This is a genomic window from Pseudonocardia kongjuensis, from assembly GCF_039526905.1.
GTDB classification, from domain to species: Bacteria; Actinomycetota; Actinomycetes; order Mycobacteriales; family Pseudonocardiaceae; genus Pseudonocardia; species Pseudonocardia kongjuensis.
The window spans coordinates 1-18,044 of sequence record NZ_BAAAJK010000010.1; the positions used below are offsets into that span (position 1 = coordinate 1).

Annotated in this window: 15 protein-coding genes; 8 read left to right on the top strand and 7 right to left on the bottom strand. The window is 76.8% G+C overall.

Features of this window, described 5'->3' with window-relative positions; genetic code table 11:
- Nucleotides 1–735, top strand: a 735-nt coding sequence (locus ABD160_RS14035) for a hypothetical protein (protein WP_344022360.1), incomplete at its 5' end; no start/stop codon positions are given.
- On the opposite strand, the gene ABD160_RS14040 is transcribed toward ABD160_RS14035, so the two are convergent.
- Nucleotides 732–1,955: an Rv3212 family protein gene (locus tag ABD160_RS14040; protein WP_344022362.1), complete on the bottom strand. Its 1,224-nt coding sequence runs from the start codon at nt 1,953–1,955 to the stop codon at nt 732–734. The two genes, ABD160_RS14035 and ABD160_RS14040, sit on opposite strands and share 4 nt — an antisense overlap.
- A gap of 56 nt (nt 1,956–2,011) precedes the next feature.
- The gene (locus ABD160_RS14045; RefSeq protein WP_425563619.1) at nt 2,012–3,856 is read right to left on the bottom strand and encodes a DEAD/DEAH box helicase; all 1,845 of its coding nucleotides are present in this window, start codon (nt 3,854–3,856) and stop codon (nt 2,012–2,014) included.
- A 261-nt stretch (nt 3,857–4,117) separates the two neighbouring features.
- Between ABD160_RS14045 and ABD160_RS14050 the strand changes: the two genes are divergently transcribed.
- Nucleotides 4,118–4,786 (top strand): ferritin-like fold-containing protein, encoded by a 669-nt coding sequence (locus ABD160_RS14050; RefSeq protein ID WP_344022364.1) that lies wholly within the window; start codon nt 4,118–4,120, stop codon nt 4,784–4,786.
- 63 nt (nt 4,787–4,849) lie between these two features.
- Entirely contained in the window at nt 4,850–5,086 is a 237-nt protein-coding gene (locus ABD160_RS14055; protein ID WP_344022366.1) for a DUF3107 domain-containing protein, read from the top strand.
- A gap of 92 nt (nt 5,087–5,178) precedes the next feature.
- Here ABD160_RS14055 and ABD160_RS14060 read toward each other — a convergent pair whose 3' ends face one another.
- Nucleotides 5,179–5,502 carry a DUF4873 domain-containing protein gene (locus ABD160_RS14060; RefSeq protein ID WP_344022367.1) on the bottom strand — a complete coding sequence of 108 codons (324 nt, stop codon included), beginning with the start codon at nt 5,500–5,502 and terminating at the stop codon, nt 5,179–5,181.
- A 5-nt stretch (nt 5,503–5,507) separates the two neighbouring features.
- Nucleotides 5,508–6,206 (bottom strand): TetR/AcrR family transcriptional regulator, encoded by a 699-nt coding sequence (locus ABD160_RS14065; RefSeq protein WP_344022369.1) that lies wholly within the window; start codon nt 6,204–6,206, stop codon nt 5,508–5,510.
- A 118-nt stretch (nt 6,207–6,324) separates the two neighbouring features.
- Between ABD160_RS14065 and ABD160_RS14070 the strand changes: the two genes are divergently transcribed.
- Nucleotides 6,325–7,239: an AurF N-oxygenase family protein gene (locus tag ABD160_RS14070; RefSeq protein WP_344022371.1), complete on the top strand. Its 915-nt coding sequence runs from the start codon at nt 6,325–6,327 to the stop codon at nt 7,237–7,239.
- 29 nt (nt 7,240–7,268) lie between these two features.
- Nucleotides 7,269–8,180 carry an alpha/beta fold hydrolase gene (locus ABD160_RS14075; RefSeq protein WP_344022373.1) on the top strand — a complete coding sequence of 304 codons (912 nt, stop codon included), beginning with the start codon at nt 7,269–7,271 and terminating at the stop codon, nt 8,178–8,180.
- A gap of 60 nt (nt 8,181–8,240) precedes the next feature.
- Here the strand turns inward: ABD160_RS14075 and ABD160_RS14080 are convergent, their stop codons facing one another.
- From ABD160_RS14080 to ABD160_RS14090, 3 genes are all read right to left on the bottom strand, one after another.
- A complete protein-coding gene (locus tag ABD160_RS14080; protein ID WP_344022375.1) occupies nt 8,241–8,900 on the bottom strand; it encodes a TetR/AcrR family transcriptional regulator in 660 nt (219 codons plus the stop codon).
- A gap of 68 nt (nt 8,901–8,968) precedes the next feature.
- The gene (locus ABD160_RS14085) at nt 8,969–11,329 is read right to left on the bottom strand and encodes a hypothetical protein (protein WP_344022377.1); all 2,361 of its coding nucleotides are present in this window, start codon (nt 11,327–11,329) and stop codon (nt 8,969–8,971) included.
- Nucleotides 11,330–11,332: 3 nt separating this feature from the next.
- Complete coding sequence (locus ABD160_RS14090; protein WP_344022378.1) at nt 11,333–12,250, bottom strand: hypothetical protein; 918 nt, start codon at nt 12,248–12,250, stop codon at nt 11,333–11,335.
- A 165-nt stretch (nt 12,251–12,415) separates the two neighbouring features.
- Between ABD160_RS14090 and ABD160_RS14095 the strand changes: the two genes are divergently transcribed.
- From ABD160_RS14095 to ABD160_RS14105, 3 genes are all read left to right on the top strand, one after another.
- Nucleotides 12,416–13,459: an alpha/beta fold hydrolase gene (locus tag ABD160_RS14095; protein WP_344022380.1), complete on the top strand. Its 1,044-nt coding sequence runs from the start codon at nt 12,416–12,418 to the stop codon at nt 13,457–13,459.
- Nucleotides 13,460–13,542: 83 nt separating this feature from the next.
- Nucleotides 13,543–14,715, top strand: coding sequence for an adenylyltransferase/sulfurtransferase MoeZ (gene moeZ / locus ABD160_RS14100; protein ID WP_344022382.1), 1,173 nt, complete (start codon nt 13,543–13,545; stop codon nt 14,713–14,715).
- A gap of 281 nt (nt 14,716–14,996) precedes the next feature.
- The gene (locus ABD160_RS14105) at nt 14,997–17,954 is read left to right on the top strand and encodes a hypothetical protein (RefSeq protein ID WP_344022384.1); all 2,958 of its coding nucleotides are present in this window, start codon (nt 14,997–14,999) and stop codon (nt 17,952–17,954) included.
- The last annotated feature ends 90 nt before the right edge of the window (nt 17,955–18,044 follow it).

Consider the following 18,044-nt stretch of genomic DNA (forward strand, 5'->3'; position numbering starts at 1 on the left):
GGCCGCGGCGCGGCGCCGCCCGCCGGCGGTGCACCGGGCCGGATCGGGCCGCCCGACAACCGGGGCCGCCCCGGTGCCCCGGACGGTGCGCGCGGCGCCGGAACCCCGGACGGTGGGCGCGGTACCGGTGCCCCGGACGGTGCGCGCCGTGCCGGTGCCCGCGACGGTGGGCGCGGGGCCGGAGCCCCGGACGGTGGGCGCGGGCCCGGAGCGCCGGACGGTGGCCGCCGGACCGACGGCCCCGTCGACCCGCCCACGGTGCGCCGCGGCGCGCCCGGTGCCCGCGGGGGAGCCGGTTCCCGGCGCGGGATCGGCGGCGGGGCCGCCGACCCGGGACCGGACGACCATCCCGCATCGCGCCCGCCCGCCCGCCGCCGCGGCGGCGGCGCCGGCCGGGCCGGTCGGGACGGTGCCGGCCGGGACCGGGAATCCCGGCCGGTCGACCCGCCGGTCCGGGTGTCCGGGCCCGGCCGCCTCCTGCGCGGCCTGGCCGGGGTGCTCGCCGGCGGGCTCGTCGTGCTGGCGGCCGGACTCGTCGTCGTGGAGTGGCTGGCCGGGCGCAACGGCGTGCCGGGCCCCGGCACCGGGGCGATCGCCGCCCACCTGATCGCCGCGGTGGTCGCGGTGACCGGGCAGGTGGTCGCGGACCGGCGCGCCGACCGGACCGGCACGCTCGCCGCGCTCGGGGTGATCGGCACCGTCGCGCTGGTGCTGGGCCTGGGCTGGTTCCTCTAGGAGCGGGCCGCCGGCCCGAGCACCACGATCTCGGTCCCGCGCAGCTCCACCAGCAGCCCGCCCTGCGCGGCGACCTGCACCGGTCCGGTCCGGTCCCCGCGGTCGACCGGCACGGTGCGGCGGACCGCGCCGTCGGCCGGATCGACGTCGGCCAGCCCGCCCGGCACCGGCACCAGCAGCCGGTCGCCGTACCGGGTGCCCGGGCCGAGCGTGCCGGGCACCGACCAGCGCGGCTGCAGGGTGCCCGCGTCCAGCGCGACGGTGGCGCCACCGGTCCACCAGTAGCGGGTGGGATCGTCCGGCCCGCCGGTGCGGGTCCGCGCGACGCCGTCGGCGGGCACCGAGATGGTCGCGCCCGCGGCGACCGGGAACTCGCCGATCCGGCGGCCACCGCGGTCGAACAGGGCGAGCCGCGGCACGCCGGGCAGCAGCACGGCGGCCCGCTCCGGGGACAGCGCGATCAGCTGCGCCCCGTCGGTGCCGATCTCGGCGGAGGAGTCGAACGCGGGGCGGTCGCCGTCGGTGCTGCTCGGGCGGAGCACGGACAGCCGCTCGGTCGTCTCACCGGGGCAGCGTTCCAGCACCCCGGCCCGGTCCTGGGCGGCGGCGAACGACCGGAAGGTGCAGCCGCTGCGCGGTTGCGTGCCGGGCTCGGCGGGCGCCCGGACGGTGCCGTACTCCGCGGTCCGCACCAGGTCCGAGCGGAACGTCTCCAGGTAGTCCTCGCCGGTCGCGAGCACCGGGTCCTGGCCGATCAGCCGGGTCCCCGGGCGGGCGTCCAGGGTCCGGTTCGGGCCGCGCCCGCCGGTACCGGGATCGAGCGTGGTCAGCTCGGAGCAGTACTCGTCGTTGCGGTAGAGGGCCATCACCCGGCCGTCGGCGAACCCGGTCGTGCACAGGGCGAGATCGCGGGAGTACGACCAGCGCTCCGCACCGGTGACGGCGTCCCGCCCGGAGAGCCGGGTCCCCTCGGCGACGACGACGCCGTCCCCGGCGACCAGCGGGACCGGGGTGGCCGGGCTGGCCGCCCGCCACAGCTCGTCGAAGGACGCGGGGACCGGGCCGGCCGGCGGCGGCGGGGTGGCGGCGGTCGTCGCCGGGACCGACTCGGTGTTGGCCGCGGGGCTCTGCACGCCGTAGAGCAGTGCCACGCCGCCGAGCAGCAGCACGAGCACCGCGGCGACCATGCGGTCGCCGCGGTGTCGTCGTTCGGCGGGCACCTGCGGCCACGGTGCGCGGCGCAGGTTCCGCGGGCGCAGCACGCGGTACGGGCCCGTCAGCTGGCGGCGGCGTCGGCCCCGTCGGCGGACTCGCCACCGGACCGCCGCCGGGACCCGCCGCGGCGCCGCCTGCGGCGCGGCTTCGTGCCCTCGCCGTCGGCGGAGCCGGAGCCGGACGCCTCGGGGCCGGTGGCGGGTGCGGCGGAGCCGGACGACTCCTGGGGGGCCTCGCCGGCCGTGGAACCGGCGTCGACGGTCACCCCGCCCCGGGTCCGGGTGCGGGCGCGCCGCTTGCGGGCGGGACGACGGCCGTCGTCGTCACCCGGCTGGGCGGACGGCCCGGAGTCCCGGCCGGTGCGGCCGCCGCCGCGCTGCTTGCGCGATCCCTGGTGGTCGCCCTCGGAGTCGATGTACTCGGCGCCGAGCCCGGCCCGGGTGCGCGCGGACAGCGGCAGCCGCCCGGTCGCGCTGGTCGGGATGTCCAGGTCGGTGAACAGGTGGTCCGACGTCGAGTACGTCTCCACCGGCTCGTCGATGCCCAGCGACAGGTCGTCGGAGATCATCTTCCAGCGCGGCATCTCGTCCCAGTCGACCAGCGTGACGGCGACGCCCTCGCGCCCGGCGCGCCCGGTCCGGCCGATCCGGTGCACGTAGGTCTTGGAGTCCTCGGGGCACTGGTAGTTGATCACGTGGGTGACCCCGGTGACGTCGATGCCGCGGGCCGCGACGTCCGTCGCGACCAGCACGTCGACCTTCTCCGAACGGAACGCGCGCAGCGCCTGCTCGCGGGCGCCCTGACCCAGGTCGCCGTGCACCGCGGCCGCGGCGAACCCGCGCTCGGCCAGGTCGTCGGCGACCCGCTGGGCGGTCCGCTTGGTCCGGGTGAAGATCATGGTCAGGCCGCGCTCACGGGCCTGCAGGACCCGGGTGACCAGCTCGACCTTGTCCATCGCGTGCGCCCGGTAGACGAGCTGCTTGGTGCGCTCGTGGATGGAGCCCTGGTCGGCCTCCTCGGCGCGGATGTGCGTCGGGCGGGTGAGGAACGCCCGGGACAGCTGCACGATCGGGCCCGGCATGGTCGCCGAGAACAGCATCGTGTGCCGCTCCTCGGGGAGCATCCGCAGGATCCGCTCGACGTCGGGCAGGAAGCCCAGGTCGAGCATCTCGTCGGCCTCGTCGAGGACGAGCGCCTTGACCCGTCCGAGGACCAGGTGCCGCTGCTCGGCGAGGTCCAGCAGCCGGCCGGGGGTGCCGACGATGACGTCGACGCCCTTGCGCAGGGCCTCCAGCTGCGGCTCGTAGGCGCGGCCGCCGTAGATGGCGACGACACGCACGCCCAGGTTCTTGCCCGCCGCGGCGATGTCCCGCGCGACCTGCACGCAGAGCTCGCGGGTCGGGACGACGACGAGCGCCTGCGGGACATCCTTCGTGCGGTCCGCGGCCTCGCCCTCGGCGGTGGCGGCGGCCCGCTCGCCGGGCGGGGTGATCCGCTGCAGCAGCGGCACGCCGAAGCCCAGCGTCTTGCCGGTGCCGGTACGGGCCTGGCCGATCACGTCCTCACCGGCCAGCGCCAGCGGGAGCGTCAGCTCCTGGATCGCGAAGGTGCGGACGATGTCGTTCTCCGCGAGCGCGGAGACGATCTCCTCGCGGACGCCGAGCTCGGCGAAGGTCGGGGGCAGCTTCTCGCCGCCGGGATTGGTGACGCCGAGCGGGGCCTCGGCGGGGGTGATGCCGGTGGACAGGAAGCCCGGGTCGGCCTCGGTACCGGTGGTCTCCGTGGCGGGACCGGCGCCGGTTTCTGCGCTGTCTTCGGGAACGGACAGGATGATCGCCTCTCTCCGCGCACAGGAGCCGTGGCGTGGCTCGTCGACCGCCGCTCGCCCGCGTCGGGGTCGGGGCAGGAGAGCCGCCGAGGCGCTGCGCGCACCATGTCGGGTGCGGGTCCGGTGAGATGTGGCCGGCCGAGGTACGGCCCGCCCGCCCCGTTTCCCGGTCCCGCGCGTGTGCACGTCGTCCGCATGTCGGCAACGCGCTGTCCGCATGATACCCCTCGACGTCCCATTGCACGACGAGGACGCCGCGCGCCGGACGAGTGAGATACCTCGCGCACCCCGCAGGTGATCATCCGGGGTGCCGCCCACCATCCGGTTAGGGTGGCCGCCATGACCACCGATGCCGGTTCGCCGGCCGCCGGACCCACCCCGGTGACCGTCGAGCTGCTCGGCGTGCTCGGCTACGGCGAACTGTCCGCGTTCGACCGGCTCGCCGAGGACGCGCGGGCCGCGCCGACCCTCGCGGGCCGGGCCCAGCTGTCCACCATGGCGGCCGCGGAGATCGGTCACTTCCGGCTGATCGAGGAGCACCTCGGCGGGGCAGGCGTGGCGATCGCCGACGCGATGGCGCCGTTCGTCACCCTGATCGACAGCTACCACGCCTCGACCGCCCCGCGGAGCTGGCTGGAGTCGCTGGTGAAGGCCTACCTGGGGGACGGCCTGGGCGCCGACTTCTACCGCGAGGTCGCCGGCTGGGTGGATCCGGCCACCGGTGACCTGGTCCGCCGGGTGCTGGCCGACACCGGCCACTCGGCGTTCGCCGAGCGCGAGGTGCGTGCCGCCTGCGAGGCGAACCCGCACCAGCGCGACCGGCTCGCCCTGTGGGGCAGGCGGCTGCTCGGCGAGGCCGTCACGCACGCCCAGCGGGTGGTGGCCGAGCGGGACGAGCTGGCCGAGTTCATCGTGCTCGGGTCGGGGGAGAAGGGCGGCGTCGCGGGCCTGATCAAGACCGTCCAGGTGGCCCACGGCAGGCGGATGAGCAGGCTCGGGCTGTCCTGAGCCCGTTCTGGACTAGCCTGGCGCCGGCAAGGGCAGGACGTGAACGGATCGGGAGGCCAACCGGTGAAGGTCAAGATCGGCATCGCGGAGACCCCGCGCGAGCTCGTGGTGTCCAGCGACCGCACGCCGGACGAGGTGGCCCAGCTCGTGAGCGGGGCGATGAAGTCCGACGACGGTCTGCTGGACCTGACCGACGATCAGGGCAACCGCTTCGTCGTCCCGGTGGGGCGGATCTCCTACGTGGAGATCGGCCCGGGCGAGGAGCGCAAGGTCGGGTTCGGTCTGGCTGCCAAGCCCTGAGCGGCGTGCGCCACCGGCGCGACTGACCGGTGGCCGCGGGCCCGGTCCCTGCGGGGGCCGGGCCCGTTTCCGTGTGCTGCCGCCGGGGCCGCTCAGTCGGTCTCCGGCGGCGGCGGGTCGTCCAGCGCGAACGGCGGACGCCCGGTCCCGGCGATCCGGAACCGGTCCCACAGGTCCGGCTCGGACAGCGTCCCGGTGGCGGCGTGCCCCGGGGTCCGGATCTCGGCGTCGGCGCCCCGGGCGCCCAGCAGTTCGCTCAGCCGCGGATGCGCGAGCACCCGGCCGGACCAGTGCAGGCGGCCGTCGAACGGCTCGTGCCGGGCGTCCAGCAGCACCTCCACCGGGATCTCCTCGCCGTCGACGACCAGCGTCGCCGGGCCCCGGTACCCCTCGTCACCGTGCTCGTGCTCGTCCATGCCGGTCAGTCCTCCGGGCCGGTGCCGGTCGCGGTGTGCGGGTTCGGCACCAGCCGCAGGATGTCGGCGTTCGCGGTCGGCGCGTCCAGCCCGGCGACGCCGGCGATCCCGCCCCAGATCAGCGCGGACAGGTAGTTGGTCAGCGCGTCCCGGCTCATCGTGCGGCGGTCCAGCCACCACTCGCCGGCGGCCTGGACGAGCCCGATGAGTCCGATCGCCCAGACCTCGGCGCCGCCGGAGTCACGTCCGTCGGCGCGCAGGCGCTCACCGATCAGGGTGGCCAGCAGGGCACCGATCCGGCCACGGACGTCCTCGACGATCTCGGCGCCGGGGGCCGGCTCCGCCGGGTTGGCGACGACGAACCGGTAGAGCTGCGGCTCGTCCTCGACACCGCCGAGGAACGCGTCGATCACCGCGGCGACGTGCTCGATCGGCTCGGCCTCCACCGCGAGCACCGGGTAGATGCGCTCCATCAGCATCTCCGCGGCCCGCTCGCCGACGGCGCGTTGCAGGTCGGCCCGGTCGGTGAAGTGCCGGTAGAGCACCGGCTTGGTGATCCCGGCGGCCGCGGCGATCTGCGCGACGGACACGCCGGGGCCGTGTTCGCGGACGGCCTCGATGGCCGCATCGACCATCTCCGACCGGCGTTGCTCGCGGCGCTGGGTGCGGGCGTCCGGCTTGACATCCCTCTGTTCCTGGGGCACGTTACCAGTGGTAGCCGTTACCGCCGGTAACAGCAAGTCGCCTGCGGTGTCCGGAACAGCACATCGCCCACGGATCCGGCCCCCGGCCGGACCGGCGTCAGACAGGAAGGCGTGCCCGATGAGCGCTCCCGCCCGCACCGGCAGCAAGGCCCGGGTGGCCGACCGCGAGGACACGGCGCGGCGGCTGCTGCGCAGCTCGGTCGACCGGTCCTACGACCCGTCGATCGACATCGACTGGGAGGCGCCGCTGGTCGAGGGCCGCTACGGCGTCGTCCCCGAGCGGGTCTCGCTGTACGGCACCCCGCTGTGGGACGGGCTGTCCGAGGAGCAGCGGGTCACGCTGTCGGTGCACGAGTTCTGCAGCGTCGCCCGGATCGGGCTGTGGTTCGAGATGATCCTCATGCAGATGCTGCTGCGCTACGCCTACGACCGCGACCCGCGCCGCGCGCACATCCAGTACGCGCTGGTGGAGATCGCCGACGAGTGCCGGCACTCGATGATGTTCGCCAAGGCCACCGAGCGCTACGGGGTCCCGGACTACGCGCCGGACCGGATCACCCACGAGCTGGGCCGGGTGATGAAGACGATCGGGACCGGTCCGGCGATGTTCGCCGGGACGCTCTACGTCGAGGAGATCCTCGACCAGCTGCAGCGCGAGGGGATGCGCGACGAGCGCGTCCAGCCGCTCTCCCGGATGATCAACAAGATCCACGTGACGGAGGAGGCGCGGCACGTCCGCTACGCCCGCGAGGAGCTGCAGCGGCTCATGCCGCGGACGAACGCGGCGCAGCGCATGCTGGCCCGGAACGAGACCGCGGCGATCGCCTACGTCGTCGCCCGGAACCTGATCCATCCCGAGGTGTACCGCAGCGTCGGCATCGAGCCCTCGGTCGGCCGGCGGGCCGCACGGGCCAATCCGCACCATCGCGAGATGCTGCGCTGGTCGGCCCGCAAGCTCGTGCCGTTCCTGCGGGAGCAGGGCGTCATCGGCGGCCCGTCGGAGCTGCTGTGGAAGCGCGCCCACCTGATCTGAGACCCAGCCAGAACCGAGAGGAGCCGGACGTGAGCAGGCGGATCGTGACCCGCGACGGGACCGGGCTGTACGTGCGGGTGTCCGGGCCGGAGTCGGCACCGGTGACGGTGCTCCTGGCGCACGGCTGGACCCTCGACGAGCGCTGCTGGGCGCCGGTCGCGGACGTGCTGGCCGGCGGCGCGCAGTCCGCACCGCCGGCCCGGGTGGTCCGCTACGACCACCGCGGCCACGGCCGGTCCGACGACACCCCCGACGAGCACAAGACCCTCGAGCGGCTGGCCGACGACATGGCCGAGGTGATCACCCAGGTCGTCCCGGCCGGGCCGGTGGTGATCGCCGGGCACTCGATGGGCGGGATGACCGCGATGTCGCTCGCCCAGCGGCATCCGGACCTGGTCGCGGCCCGGGTCGCCGGGGTGGCGCTGGTCGCCACCGCCAGCGGCGGGCTCGGCGCGGCGGCGACGCTCGGCATGAGCGGCCGTCCGGCGGAGCTGTTCCTGGCCGGCAAGGAGAAGGTCACCGTCAGTCCGCTGTGGACCGACCGGCGGGCGCTGAGCACGCATCCGGCGCTGCTGCGGGCCGCCGTCCGGCCGTTGCTGCTCGGGCGGCACCCGGACCGCGACGCGGTCCGGCTCACCTGCGACGCGATCGCCGCCTGCCGTCCGACGACGATCTCCGGGTTCACCCCGACGCTGACCGCGCACGAGCGGGACGCGGCGCTGGCCGCGTTCGCCGAGCTCCCGGTCGAGGTGCTGGTCGGGTCCCGGGACCGGCTGACCCCGCCCCGCTACTCGCGCCGGATCCGGGACCGGCTGCCCCGGGCCGGACTGACCGTGTTCCCGGACGCCGGGCACATGCTGCCCGTCGAGCGGGTCGCCGGGGTGGCGGCCCGGATCGGCGCGCTGGTGCGCGGGACGGCCGGGCTCGACCGGGCGGCGTGACCGCCCGGCCCGGTCGGTGCAGGTCCCGCTCGGTGCAGGTGTCGGTCGCTGCAGGTGCGGTCAGTGCAGGTCGGTGCGCTGCTGTTCGGGTCGCTGGTCCGGGCCGTCGGTGAGCTTGGGGAATCCGCCGATGCCCCGCCAGGCCAGCGACGTCATCAGCGCCACCGCCTCGTCGCGCGGGACCCGCTGGTCGGAGTCCAGCCAGAACTGGGCGCCGACCTGGCTGAGCCCGACCAGCCCGACGGCGAGCAGCCGGGCCCGGTCCTGGTCCAGCCCGGCGTCGGTGGTGACCGCACCGGCGACCGCGTCGATGCACCGGTCGAGCGCGCTCTCCACCACGGAGGCGGCCTCCGGGTCGCCCCGCAGGTCGGACTCGAACACCAGCCGGTACGCCTTGCCCTCACCGGCGACGAAGTCGAAGTAGGCGGCGACGGCGGCCTGCACGCGTTCCTTGTTGTCGCCGGTCCGCTCGATCGCCCCGGAGACGCGCTCGACGAGCTCCTCGGCGTAGGTCGTCAGCAGCGCCTGGTACAGCTCGAGCTTGCCGGGGAAGTGCTGGTAGAGGACCGGCTTGCTGACCCCGGCCCGCTCGGCGATGTCGTCCATCGCCGCCGCGTGGTAGCCCTGCTCGGCGAACACGTCGCGGGCGGCCAGCAGCAGCTGGGCGCGGCGCGCTCCACGGGACAGGCGCGCGCCCCGAGGCGTGGCGGTTCCGGTCATCGGCCCCCTACCTTTCACCCGGTGTGGGGTCACCCTACCCGCTGGTAACCGGGATTACGAACGCTGCGTCATCGGCCTTCCGGCGGTGCGCCGGACGGTGCCCGGACACCCGTCCGGATCCGCCGGGCGCGCACCGCGAGCGCCCCCAGGACCGGCAGCGCGGCGACCGCGGAGCCGGGTGCTCCGGCGACCGCGAGGGCCGTCCCGACGGCCGCCAGCACCGCCGCGGCGACGACCGCGCGACGGGTGTGCGCGCGGGCCCGCCGGGCCAGTACGAGGGCTGCGGCCACCTCGGCGGGGCCGCCCCGGGCGGCGATCCTCGCGGATCCCGTCGCGGGGGCGGGAACCGGGTCCGGCTCGCCGGGACCGGGGGTGGTCACGCCGTCTCCGGCGGGCCAGGGGAGCAGCGCGACGGCGAGATCGGCGCCGGCCAGCGCGTCCGGGTCGGTGCCGGGATCGGCCGCGACGGCGACGGTGCGGCCGCGGGCACGCAGTCCCGCGACGGCGGCGGCCCGGGCCGCGGGACCCAGCCCGGCGCGCACGGCGTCCGGGTCCGCCGGGTCCAGTCCGGCGGCCCGGGCGAGGGCGTGCGCGGCACCGTCGTCGTCGGGGGTGAGCAGAGCAGGCGCGGCGCCGGCGGCCCGCAGCGCCGCCGTCCCGGCGGCCACCGACGGGTGCGCGACCCGCTCCAGGGTGCAGACCGCCCGGGCCGCGCCGTCCCAGGCGACGGCGACCACGGAGGCCCCCGCGGCGACGGCGCGCTCGCGCTCCGCCCGCAGGCCGGGCGGGAGCCGGACGCCGTGCTCCCGGAGCCACTCCGCGGAGCCCGCGAGCACCGCGTGCGCCACCACCGTCGCGGCCGGACCGTGCACGGGACCGGCAGGACCGGCAGGACCGGCGGGACCAGCAGGACCGGCGTAACCGGCGGGACCAGCAGGACCGGCGGGGCCGGCGTAACCAGCAGGGCCGGCAGGACCGGCGAGGTCAGCGGGACCAACGGCGCGGTCGGGACCGGCAGGACCGACGGGACGAGCAGGACCGGCGGCGCGGTCGGGACCGGTGGCGGGACGAGCGGGATCAGCCGTGCGCGCGGGACCGGCGGGGTGTTCGGCGAGGGCGACCACCGGCTGCCCGGCGACTGTGCCTGCCGCGGTACCCGCCGCCGTACCCGCCGCTCTACCCGAAGCTGTGCCCGCCGCTCTACCCGCCGTCGTACCCGCCGCTGTCCCTGCCGCTGTGCCCGCCGCTGTGCCCGGGCCGATGCCGTTGGCAGGCCGGTTCCCGGCCCCGCCGCGCAGCCGGCCGGTGGCCACCCCCGGCCGCAGTCCGTCGACCGGGACCAGCTCGGCGACCAGCCCGGACACCCCGAGGCCCGGCTGCTCGTCGGCCTCGGCGACGTCCGGCACCGGCCCGCCGTGGGCGGCGGCCAGTGCCCGGGCGACCGGCGCGAGATCGGATCCGGGCCGGCAGCCCGCCGTCACCGACGCGGCCAGCCGCAGCACCGTGGCCGGATCCTCGCCGGGCGCCGGGTGCACGACGACCGCGCCGGGACCGGCCCCGGTGAGCACGTCCGGCCCGGCGAGCACGACGGTGTCGATCCGCGCGACGACGCCGTGCGCGCCGAACGGCCGGGTCCAGCCGACCGGATCCTGGCGGGGCCCGCGGCCGGGCAGCGGCAGCCGCACGTCCGGCCCGCCGGCCCGGTCGGCGGCCCGCACGGCGGCCGGGACCGCGGCGAGCAGCGCGACCGGGCAGGCGGCCAGCAGCACCGCGAGACCGGCCTGGCCCGCCTCCGGCCACGGCTGCCCGGCACCCACCCGGAACCCGGTCACGGCCAGCGCGAGCAGCACCACCGCCGGGACCGCGCGGGCGCACCAGCGGTCCGCCACCGCGCGCAGCGCGTCCCGCGGGCCCGGCGCGGCGCCCGCCGGGTCCGCCGGGTCCGCCGGACCGGCCCCTCGCGCCGGCCGGCCCGTGCCGGCGGTCGCCGAGCCGTTCCGGCCGGTGCGCTGCACGAGGACCGCGAGCACGGTCAGCACGGCCGCCGTGCCGGGGAGCAGGGCCGGGCCGCCCAGCAGCCCGAGCAGCTCCGCCGGCCCGGCCCCGGCACCCCACCCGCCGAGCACGGCCTGTGGTCCCGCCGGGGAGACGGCCGCGGCGAGCACCGCCGGTGCCGCCCACGCCGACGCACCGAGCGTCGCGACCGAGACGCCCACGTCGGCGGTGACGGTCCCGGTCCGCAGCGCGGCGGCCGCCGCCCGGTGCCCGGCCCGGCCGGCGACCAGGACGACGCCCGTCGCGAGCAGCACGCTCACCGCGAGCAATCCCGGCAGGGCGGGCGGCGGCGCGAGCGGCGGTCCGGCCACCGGCAGCAGCAGCGCCGTCACAGCGGCGGTGACGGCGACCGGGAACGGCTGCGGGGAGCGCACGGCTCAGCTCCCCGGCGCCGTCGGCAGGGTGAACTCGCAGGAGCGGAGCTCCCCGTCGGACCGGTAGTCGAGGAACAGCCGATGGTCCCCGGCCGCCGGGACCGACGCGGAGAACGCGATGCCGGGCCCGGCCCGGTCGTCGGCGTCCGCCCCGGTCACCTCCGGCCGCACCGGGAACCGGGCCAGATCGCCCTGCCGGACCACGGTCAGCGAGCCGAACGCGCCGCCGTCGACCGGTTCGAGATCGGTGACCGGGACGCCGTCGCGGGCGACCGTGGCGAACAGCCGCGAGGTGCCGCCGGGCAGCAGCGCGCCGTCCAGCCGGACCTGCTGGTCACTGGGACCGCACAGGCCGGACCGGTCCTCGTGGTCGAACCGGAACGCGCCGTACGGGCCGGGGACGTGCACGTCCACACCGAGATCGAGGGCCGGCCCGCCGGTCGGGGTGAACGCCGCGTAGAGCCGCCACACGCCCTCGCCGGGGAAGGTCATCGGGGCCCGCCACACGCCGTCCGGGCCGGCCTCGGCGCGCAGCCGGGTGTACCCGGCGACGTCCCGGCGGATGACGGCGACGTCCATCACCGGCGAGCCGTCACCGGGGGTGTCGAACCGGGTCACCGGCTCGCCGTCCGAACCGGTGACGGTGAAGGTGATCTCGGTGGCCTCCCGCCACGGGTACATCAGCCGGGTCGGGGTGAGCGTGTAGCCGGCCGCGGTGCTGGTCACGCCGCCGGGCTGCGGGACGTCCGGCCCGGCGGCCGGGAGCACCCGCCCCTCGCCGAGCTCGGCGGTCTCCCCGCCCTCCGCCGCGGCGATCGCGTCCAGCGCGCCACCCGCCGTCCACGCGCCGGTGAAGACGAGCACGGACGCCGCGCCGAAGCCGGCGAGCCGGGCCGCAGCCGATCCGGCGATCCGCCCCATGCGCGTCCTCCCGTGTCCGGCGTCCCCCCGGTACAACGCGTGGACCGCCCGGTCGTTGCGCTCGGTGTGCGCCGGAGAACGCGGAGTGACGAAGATCGGTGTCGGTGACGAGACGGCCGTCACCCGTGATCGGCGTGGCCGGGCGCGGCACGTCATCCTGGTCGGATGGCCGCCGGTACGTCGCTCCCCGTTCACCCGTCCGTCACCGCGCCCCGGCCCGCCCGCACGCAGGTCCCGCAGCCGCGCACCGCCGATCCGGCGACGCTCGCCACGCTGCCCGACGAGATCCCGCCGTGGCCCGGCGCGACGATCACCGCGGGTGGCGTGTCGCTGCACGTCCGGGCGACCCCGGGGACCGGTGCGGCGTGTGCGCCGGACGCGTCGGAGGCCGTCTACGTGCACGGTCTCGCCGGGTCGGCGACGAACTGGACCGATCTGGCCGGGCTGCTGGCGCCGCGTGCGGCCGGGCTGTCGGTCGACCTGCCCGGGTTCGGCCTGTCCGAGCCGACCGCGACCCGCGACTACACCCCGGACGGCATGGCGGACGCGCTGCTCTGCTGGCTGGCCGGGCGGCGCGAGCAGCGGGCCCGGGCCGGGGAACGCCACGACGGCCGGTTCCACCTGGTGGGGAACTCGCTCGGTGGGCTGATCGCGATGACCGTCGCCGCCCGGCGTCCCGAGCTGGTGCGGTCGCTGACGCTGGTGTCGCCCGCGATGCCCGACCTGCGCCCCGATCCGCGGCGGCTCTCCGATCCGCGGATGGCGCTGGCCATGGTCCCGGTGCTGGGCCGGGGTGCGCGCCGGGCGCTGGCCGTCGAGCCGGTGCGCGACCGGGCCGAGCGGATCGTGCGGATCTGCTTCGCCGACCCGCAGCGCGGGTCCGAGCGCAGGCTCGACGAGCTGATCGCCGAGCACGAGCACCGCGCGACGCTGCCGTGGGCGGCCGAGGCGACCGACGGCGCCACCCGCGGCCTGCTCGCCACCTGGGCGGGCCGGTCGGCCTGGCAGCGGGCGTCGAAGGTGCGGGCGCCGTCGCTGGTCCTGTGGGGCGGCGCGGACCGGATCGTGTCGCCGCGGCTGGCCCGCCGGACCGCCGCCGCACTGCCGGACGCGCGGATGCTGGTGCTGCCCCGCACCGGGCACGTCGCGCAGATCGAGGACCCCGAGCGGGTGGCGCTCGCCGTCGCCGGGCTGTGGGACGAGACCTGATGGCCCGGTCGGGGAAGATGGAGCGGCCCCGGTGCGTTGAGACGCCCTGAGACCCGCACGTGAACTTCGGAGGAGTGGACGAGATGGCGCTACCACCGCTGGTGGAGCCGGCTGCCGAGCTCACCAAGGAGGAGGTCGAGCGGTACAGCCGCCACCTCATCATCCCGGACGTCGGGATGGACGGGCAGAAGCGGCTGAAGAACGCCAAGGTCCTGGTCGTCGGAGCGGGCGGCCTCGGTTCGCCCGCGCTGCTGTACCTGGCGGCCGCGGGGGTGGGCACGCTGGGGATCGTCGAGTTCGACGTGGTCGACGAGTCGAACCTGCAGCGTCAGATCATCCACGGCCAGTCCGACGTCGACCGGCCCAAGGCCGAGTCGGCCCGCGACTCGATCCGCGAGGTCAATCCCTACGTCGACGTCCGCCTGCACAATGAGCGGCTGACCAGCGAGAACGTCCTGGACGTGTTCCGGGACTACGATCTGATCCTGGACGGCACCGACAACTTCGCCACCCGCTACCTGGTGAACGACGCGGCGGTGCTGCTCGGCAAGCCCTACGTCTGGGGCTCGATCTTCCGCTTCGAGGGGCAGGCGTCGGTCTTCTGGGAGGACGCGCCGAACGGGCAGGGCCTCAACTACCGCGACCTCTACCCGGAGCCCCCGCCGCCCGGGATGGTGCCCTCGTGCGCCGAGGGCGGCGTGCTCGGCGTGCTCTGCGCGTCGATCGGCTCGATCATGGTGAACGAGGCGGTCAAGCTGATCACCGGGATCGGTGAGCCGCTGCTCGGCCGTCTGGTGATCTACGACGCGCTGGAGACGACCTGGCGCCAGGTGAAGATCCGCAAGGATCCGGAGACGCCGAAGATCACCGAGCTGATCGACTACGAGGCGTTCTGCGGCACCGTCACCCAGGACGCGCAGGACGCGGCCGCCGGGAACACGATCACCGTCGGCGAGCTCAAGCAGATGATCGACGCGGGCAAGGACTTCCAGCTGATCGACGTCCGGGAGCCGCACGAGTACGAGATCGTCTCGATCCCGGGGGCGACGCTCATCCCCAAGGACCGGATCCTGTCCGGGGAGGCGCTGTCCGAGATCGCGCAGGACCGCCCGGTGGTGCTGCACTGCAAGTCCGGTGGCCGTTCCGCCGAGGCGCTGGCGGCCCTGCACCGGGCCGGTTTCGCCGACGCCGTGCACGTCGGTGGCGGCGTGCTGTCCTGGGTGAAGCAGATCGACCCCTCGCAGCCGACGTACTGACCGTCGCGCTCTCTGCACCGACACGGCCGCCGTCCCGCACACGCGGGGCGGCGGCCGTTCTGGTAACCGGTGAGTAACCGTCCAACTACTTGATACGCGGTCCGATTTCACTCCGCCGAACGGGTGAAGATCGGGGATTCGGCTCCGAAGTGGACCGTTTCGCCGAAACATCACGCCGGGTCACCGCGACAAGCCGGTGCACGCCGGTGACCGGCGTGACGACGGCGGGGGAGGACACTGTGGACGGACCGGTGCGACGGTGTGCGCTGGACGGTTGCGACGTGGTGATCGAGCCGGACGACGGTCCGCCGGTGGCGCGGCCGCAGCGCCGGTACTGCTCCGCGGCGCACCGGGTCCGGGCCCGGCAGGCGCGCCGGGCCGCGGCCCAGGCGGCGGGTGACGAGCGGCTCGCCGGGACGCTCCCGTGGCTGCGCGAACCCGAGCCCGAGCCCGAACCCCGGCCCGCGCCCGAGACCCGGCCCCGGCCTCAGCCCGGTCCCCGGTCCGGGACCCGGCCCGGCTCCGGGGCCGGACGCGTCGGGGAGGAACCGCGCCCGGGTCGTGCGGCCGCGGCGCCCGGGGGCCGCGACCGTCCGCTGCGGTCCGATGCCCCGGCCCGGCTGCGCGCGCCGCGCGGGCCGCTGCGGCACCGCCGGACGTTCGCCCTGATCGGGGCCACCGCGACCCTGCTCGCCGGATACGCCCTGATCACGACGCCGCCGGTGCCGTCGGTCGGCGGACCCGGCGCCGACGGCGGCCGTACCGCGGACGAGTGGGCGGGCGACGCGCGGATCGCACTGGCGGCGCTGGACGAGCAGCTGGTGATCCTGGAGGAGGCCGAGCAGACCTGGCGCAGCTCCCCGCACGCCGGGCAACGCACCCCGGCCCCGGTGGCCCGGCTGCAGCAGCGGCGCGACGTCCTGCGCCAGCAGCAGGCCGCGCTGCGGTCGCAGCTGGACGTGTACGCCTCACGGGGGAAGGTCGGGGACTCGCTGGCGCTCGCCGAGCAGGAGCTCGCCGAGATGGAGCAGATCGTCGCGGAGCTGCCCCCGCCCACCCGGCGGATGGGTGAGCAGGTGGCGGCGGCGGCGTCGCTGGAGGAGCAGCGGGACCTGCGGGCCCGCCGCCGCGACACCACGGCCGAGGAGCTGAGGGCCCTGGAGGAGGGGCTGCGGCGGGCGACGGCGGCGCCGCTGCCGGGTGACCGGACGGGCACCGACCAGGTGTCCGGGGACGTGCTCGCACTGGCCCGCGGCGAGCGCCCCGTGTCGCCGGAGCCGATCGGCCGCCGCCGGGACCTGCAGATCGTGACGGGTGGCCGGGAGACCGCGGGCGACCGGGGACGGGACGACGTGAGCACCAGCGGGCCACCGCTGGATCCGCGCGGGCCGCGGGACGGCGGCACGGCGTCGCCGGAGCCGGAACCGCGGGGGACCGGCGATCGCGCCCCGCAGCAACCCGCCGGGCCGGGACAGGCGCTCGGCGGCGTGGTCTCGGAGGCCGCCGACGGGATCGACACCCTGGTCGGGGGCCCGTCCGGCGGGCGTGCCGCGCGGACCGGCGGATCGGAGGGAGCCGGACGTCCGGCCCGGGACGCCGGACCGGACGGCCCGGTCGCCGACGCCGGCTCGCGGGTCGGTCTCGTCGCACCGCCGGGCCGGGGCGGGGCGGACCGCCCGTCGCCGGTCCCGCGGAACCGCCCCGCACCGGAGGCGGCCGGGCCGGACCGCTCCGGGCCGTCCCCCTCGGCGACCTCCCGTGCGGAGCCGTCCCGGCCGGCGCCGGACCGCCCGTCGCCGTTCCCGCGGAACCGCCCGGCGCCGGACCGGGCCCCGGACGGCCCGGTCGAGCGGATCGGCGAGGGGGCCGGCCGGGTGACCGAGGGTGTGGGCGACACCGTGCAGGACGCCGGCCGGGCGCTGGGCGAGGTCACCGGCGGTCCGGGCCGTCGCACCGGCACGACGCAGCCGGACAACGAGCCGGGCGGGGTGCGTCCCGGCCGGTCCGGGGAGGACCGGTCGGGTGGGCCGGCCGACTCCGGGGCGGCGGAGCAAGGGCCCGGCGCGGGAGCGCAGCCGGGGGCGCGGCCGGCCGATCGGGATGCGGCCCGGGAGGCGCCTGCGGGATCCGGCTCGGGTCCCGCGGCGCCCCGGGATGCGAACCCACAGGCCGAGCGGTCCCGCGCGGCCGAGCCGTCCCGCCCCGCGGTCCTCGACCGCGCCGCGGACGAGTCCCGCTCGGAGCAGTCGGACCGGTCGGATCAGCCGGGCCGGTCGGATCAGTCGGACCGGTCCGGGCAGCCGGAGCGTTCGCGCTCCGGGGCGGCCGCGGGTGCGATCGAGCGGGTCACCGCGGTGCGCTCGGAGGTACTGGGCGGCGCGGACCGGTCGGAAGGCGCGGAGCGGTCGGGTGGCGCGGATCGGTCGGGCGGCGCAGCGCAGTCCGGTGATGCAGCGCAGTCCGGTGACGCGGGCCGGTCGGGTGACGCGGGCCGGTCGGGTAATGCGGATCGGCCGGGTGGCGCGGATCGGTCGGGCGGTGCAGCGGGCTCGGTCAGCCCCGAGCGGTCCGGCAACTCCGAGCGGTCCGGCAGCTCCGAGAGCTCCGAGGGGTCCGGCGGCCAGGAGCGATCCGGTGACGCGGACCGGTCGACGAGCACAGAGCGGTCCGGTGACACAGAGCGGTCCGGCGGCGCAGAGCGGTCCGGTGACGGCACCCCGTCCGGCGGCCCGGAGCGTTCCGCGGAACGCTCCGCGGCCCCGGAGCAGTCCCGCGGGCCGGGCCGCTCGGACGCATCCGGCTCCTCCGGCGGGATCGCCTCCGCGGTCGCCGGCTCCTACGTCGAGGCGGTGATGGGCAAGGAGGCCGCCGCGCCGGTGCTCGCCGAGGCCGACCGGCGGGCCGAGGAGCAGATGGCGGAGCGGGTGAACGAGTGGGCGGCGAGCCGTTCGTCCGATGGTGCCCGGGACGGTTCCGCGGAACGGTCCTCCGCCCGGGACACCGATCGCGAGGGCGGCACGGGCAGCAGCGACCGGGACTCCGGCGGGGAAGCCGGTGGTGGTGCCGGCCGGGATTCCGGAGGGAACTCGGGCGGGGACTCCGGCGGGGATTCGGCAGGGAGTTCCGGCGACGATTCCGGCGGGGGCTCGGGAGGGAGCTCCGGTGGGGATTCCGGCGGGGGCTGGGACGGCGGCTCCGGTGGCGCCGACCGGTGGACCTCCGGCGGTGCGCAGGACTGAGCACCGCCCGGAACACTGAGCACCGCCCGGGACGCGGCCGGGCGGCCGTGCGGCGCCCCGTGCAGCGGGGCGCCGGGCCCGGCGGCGGGG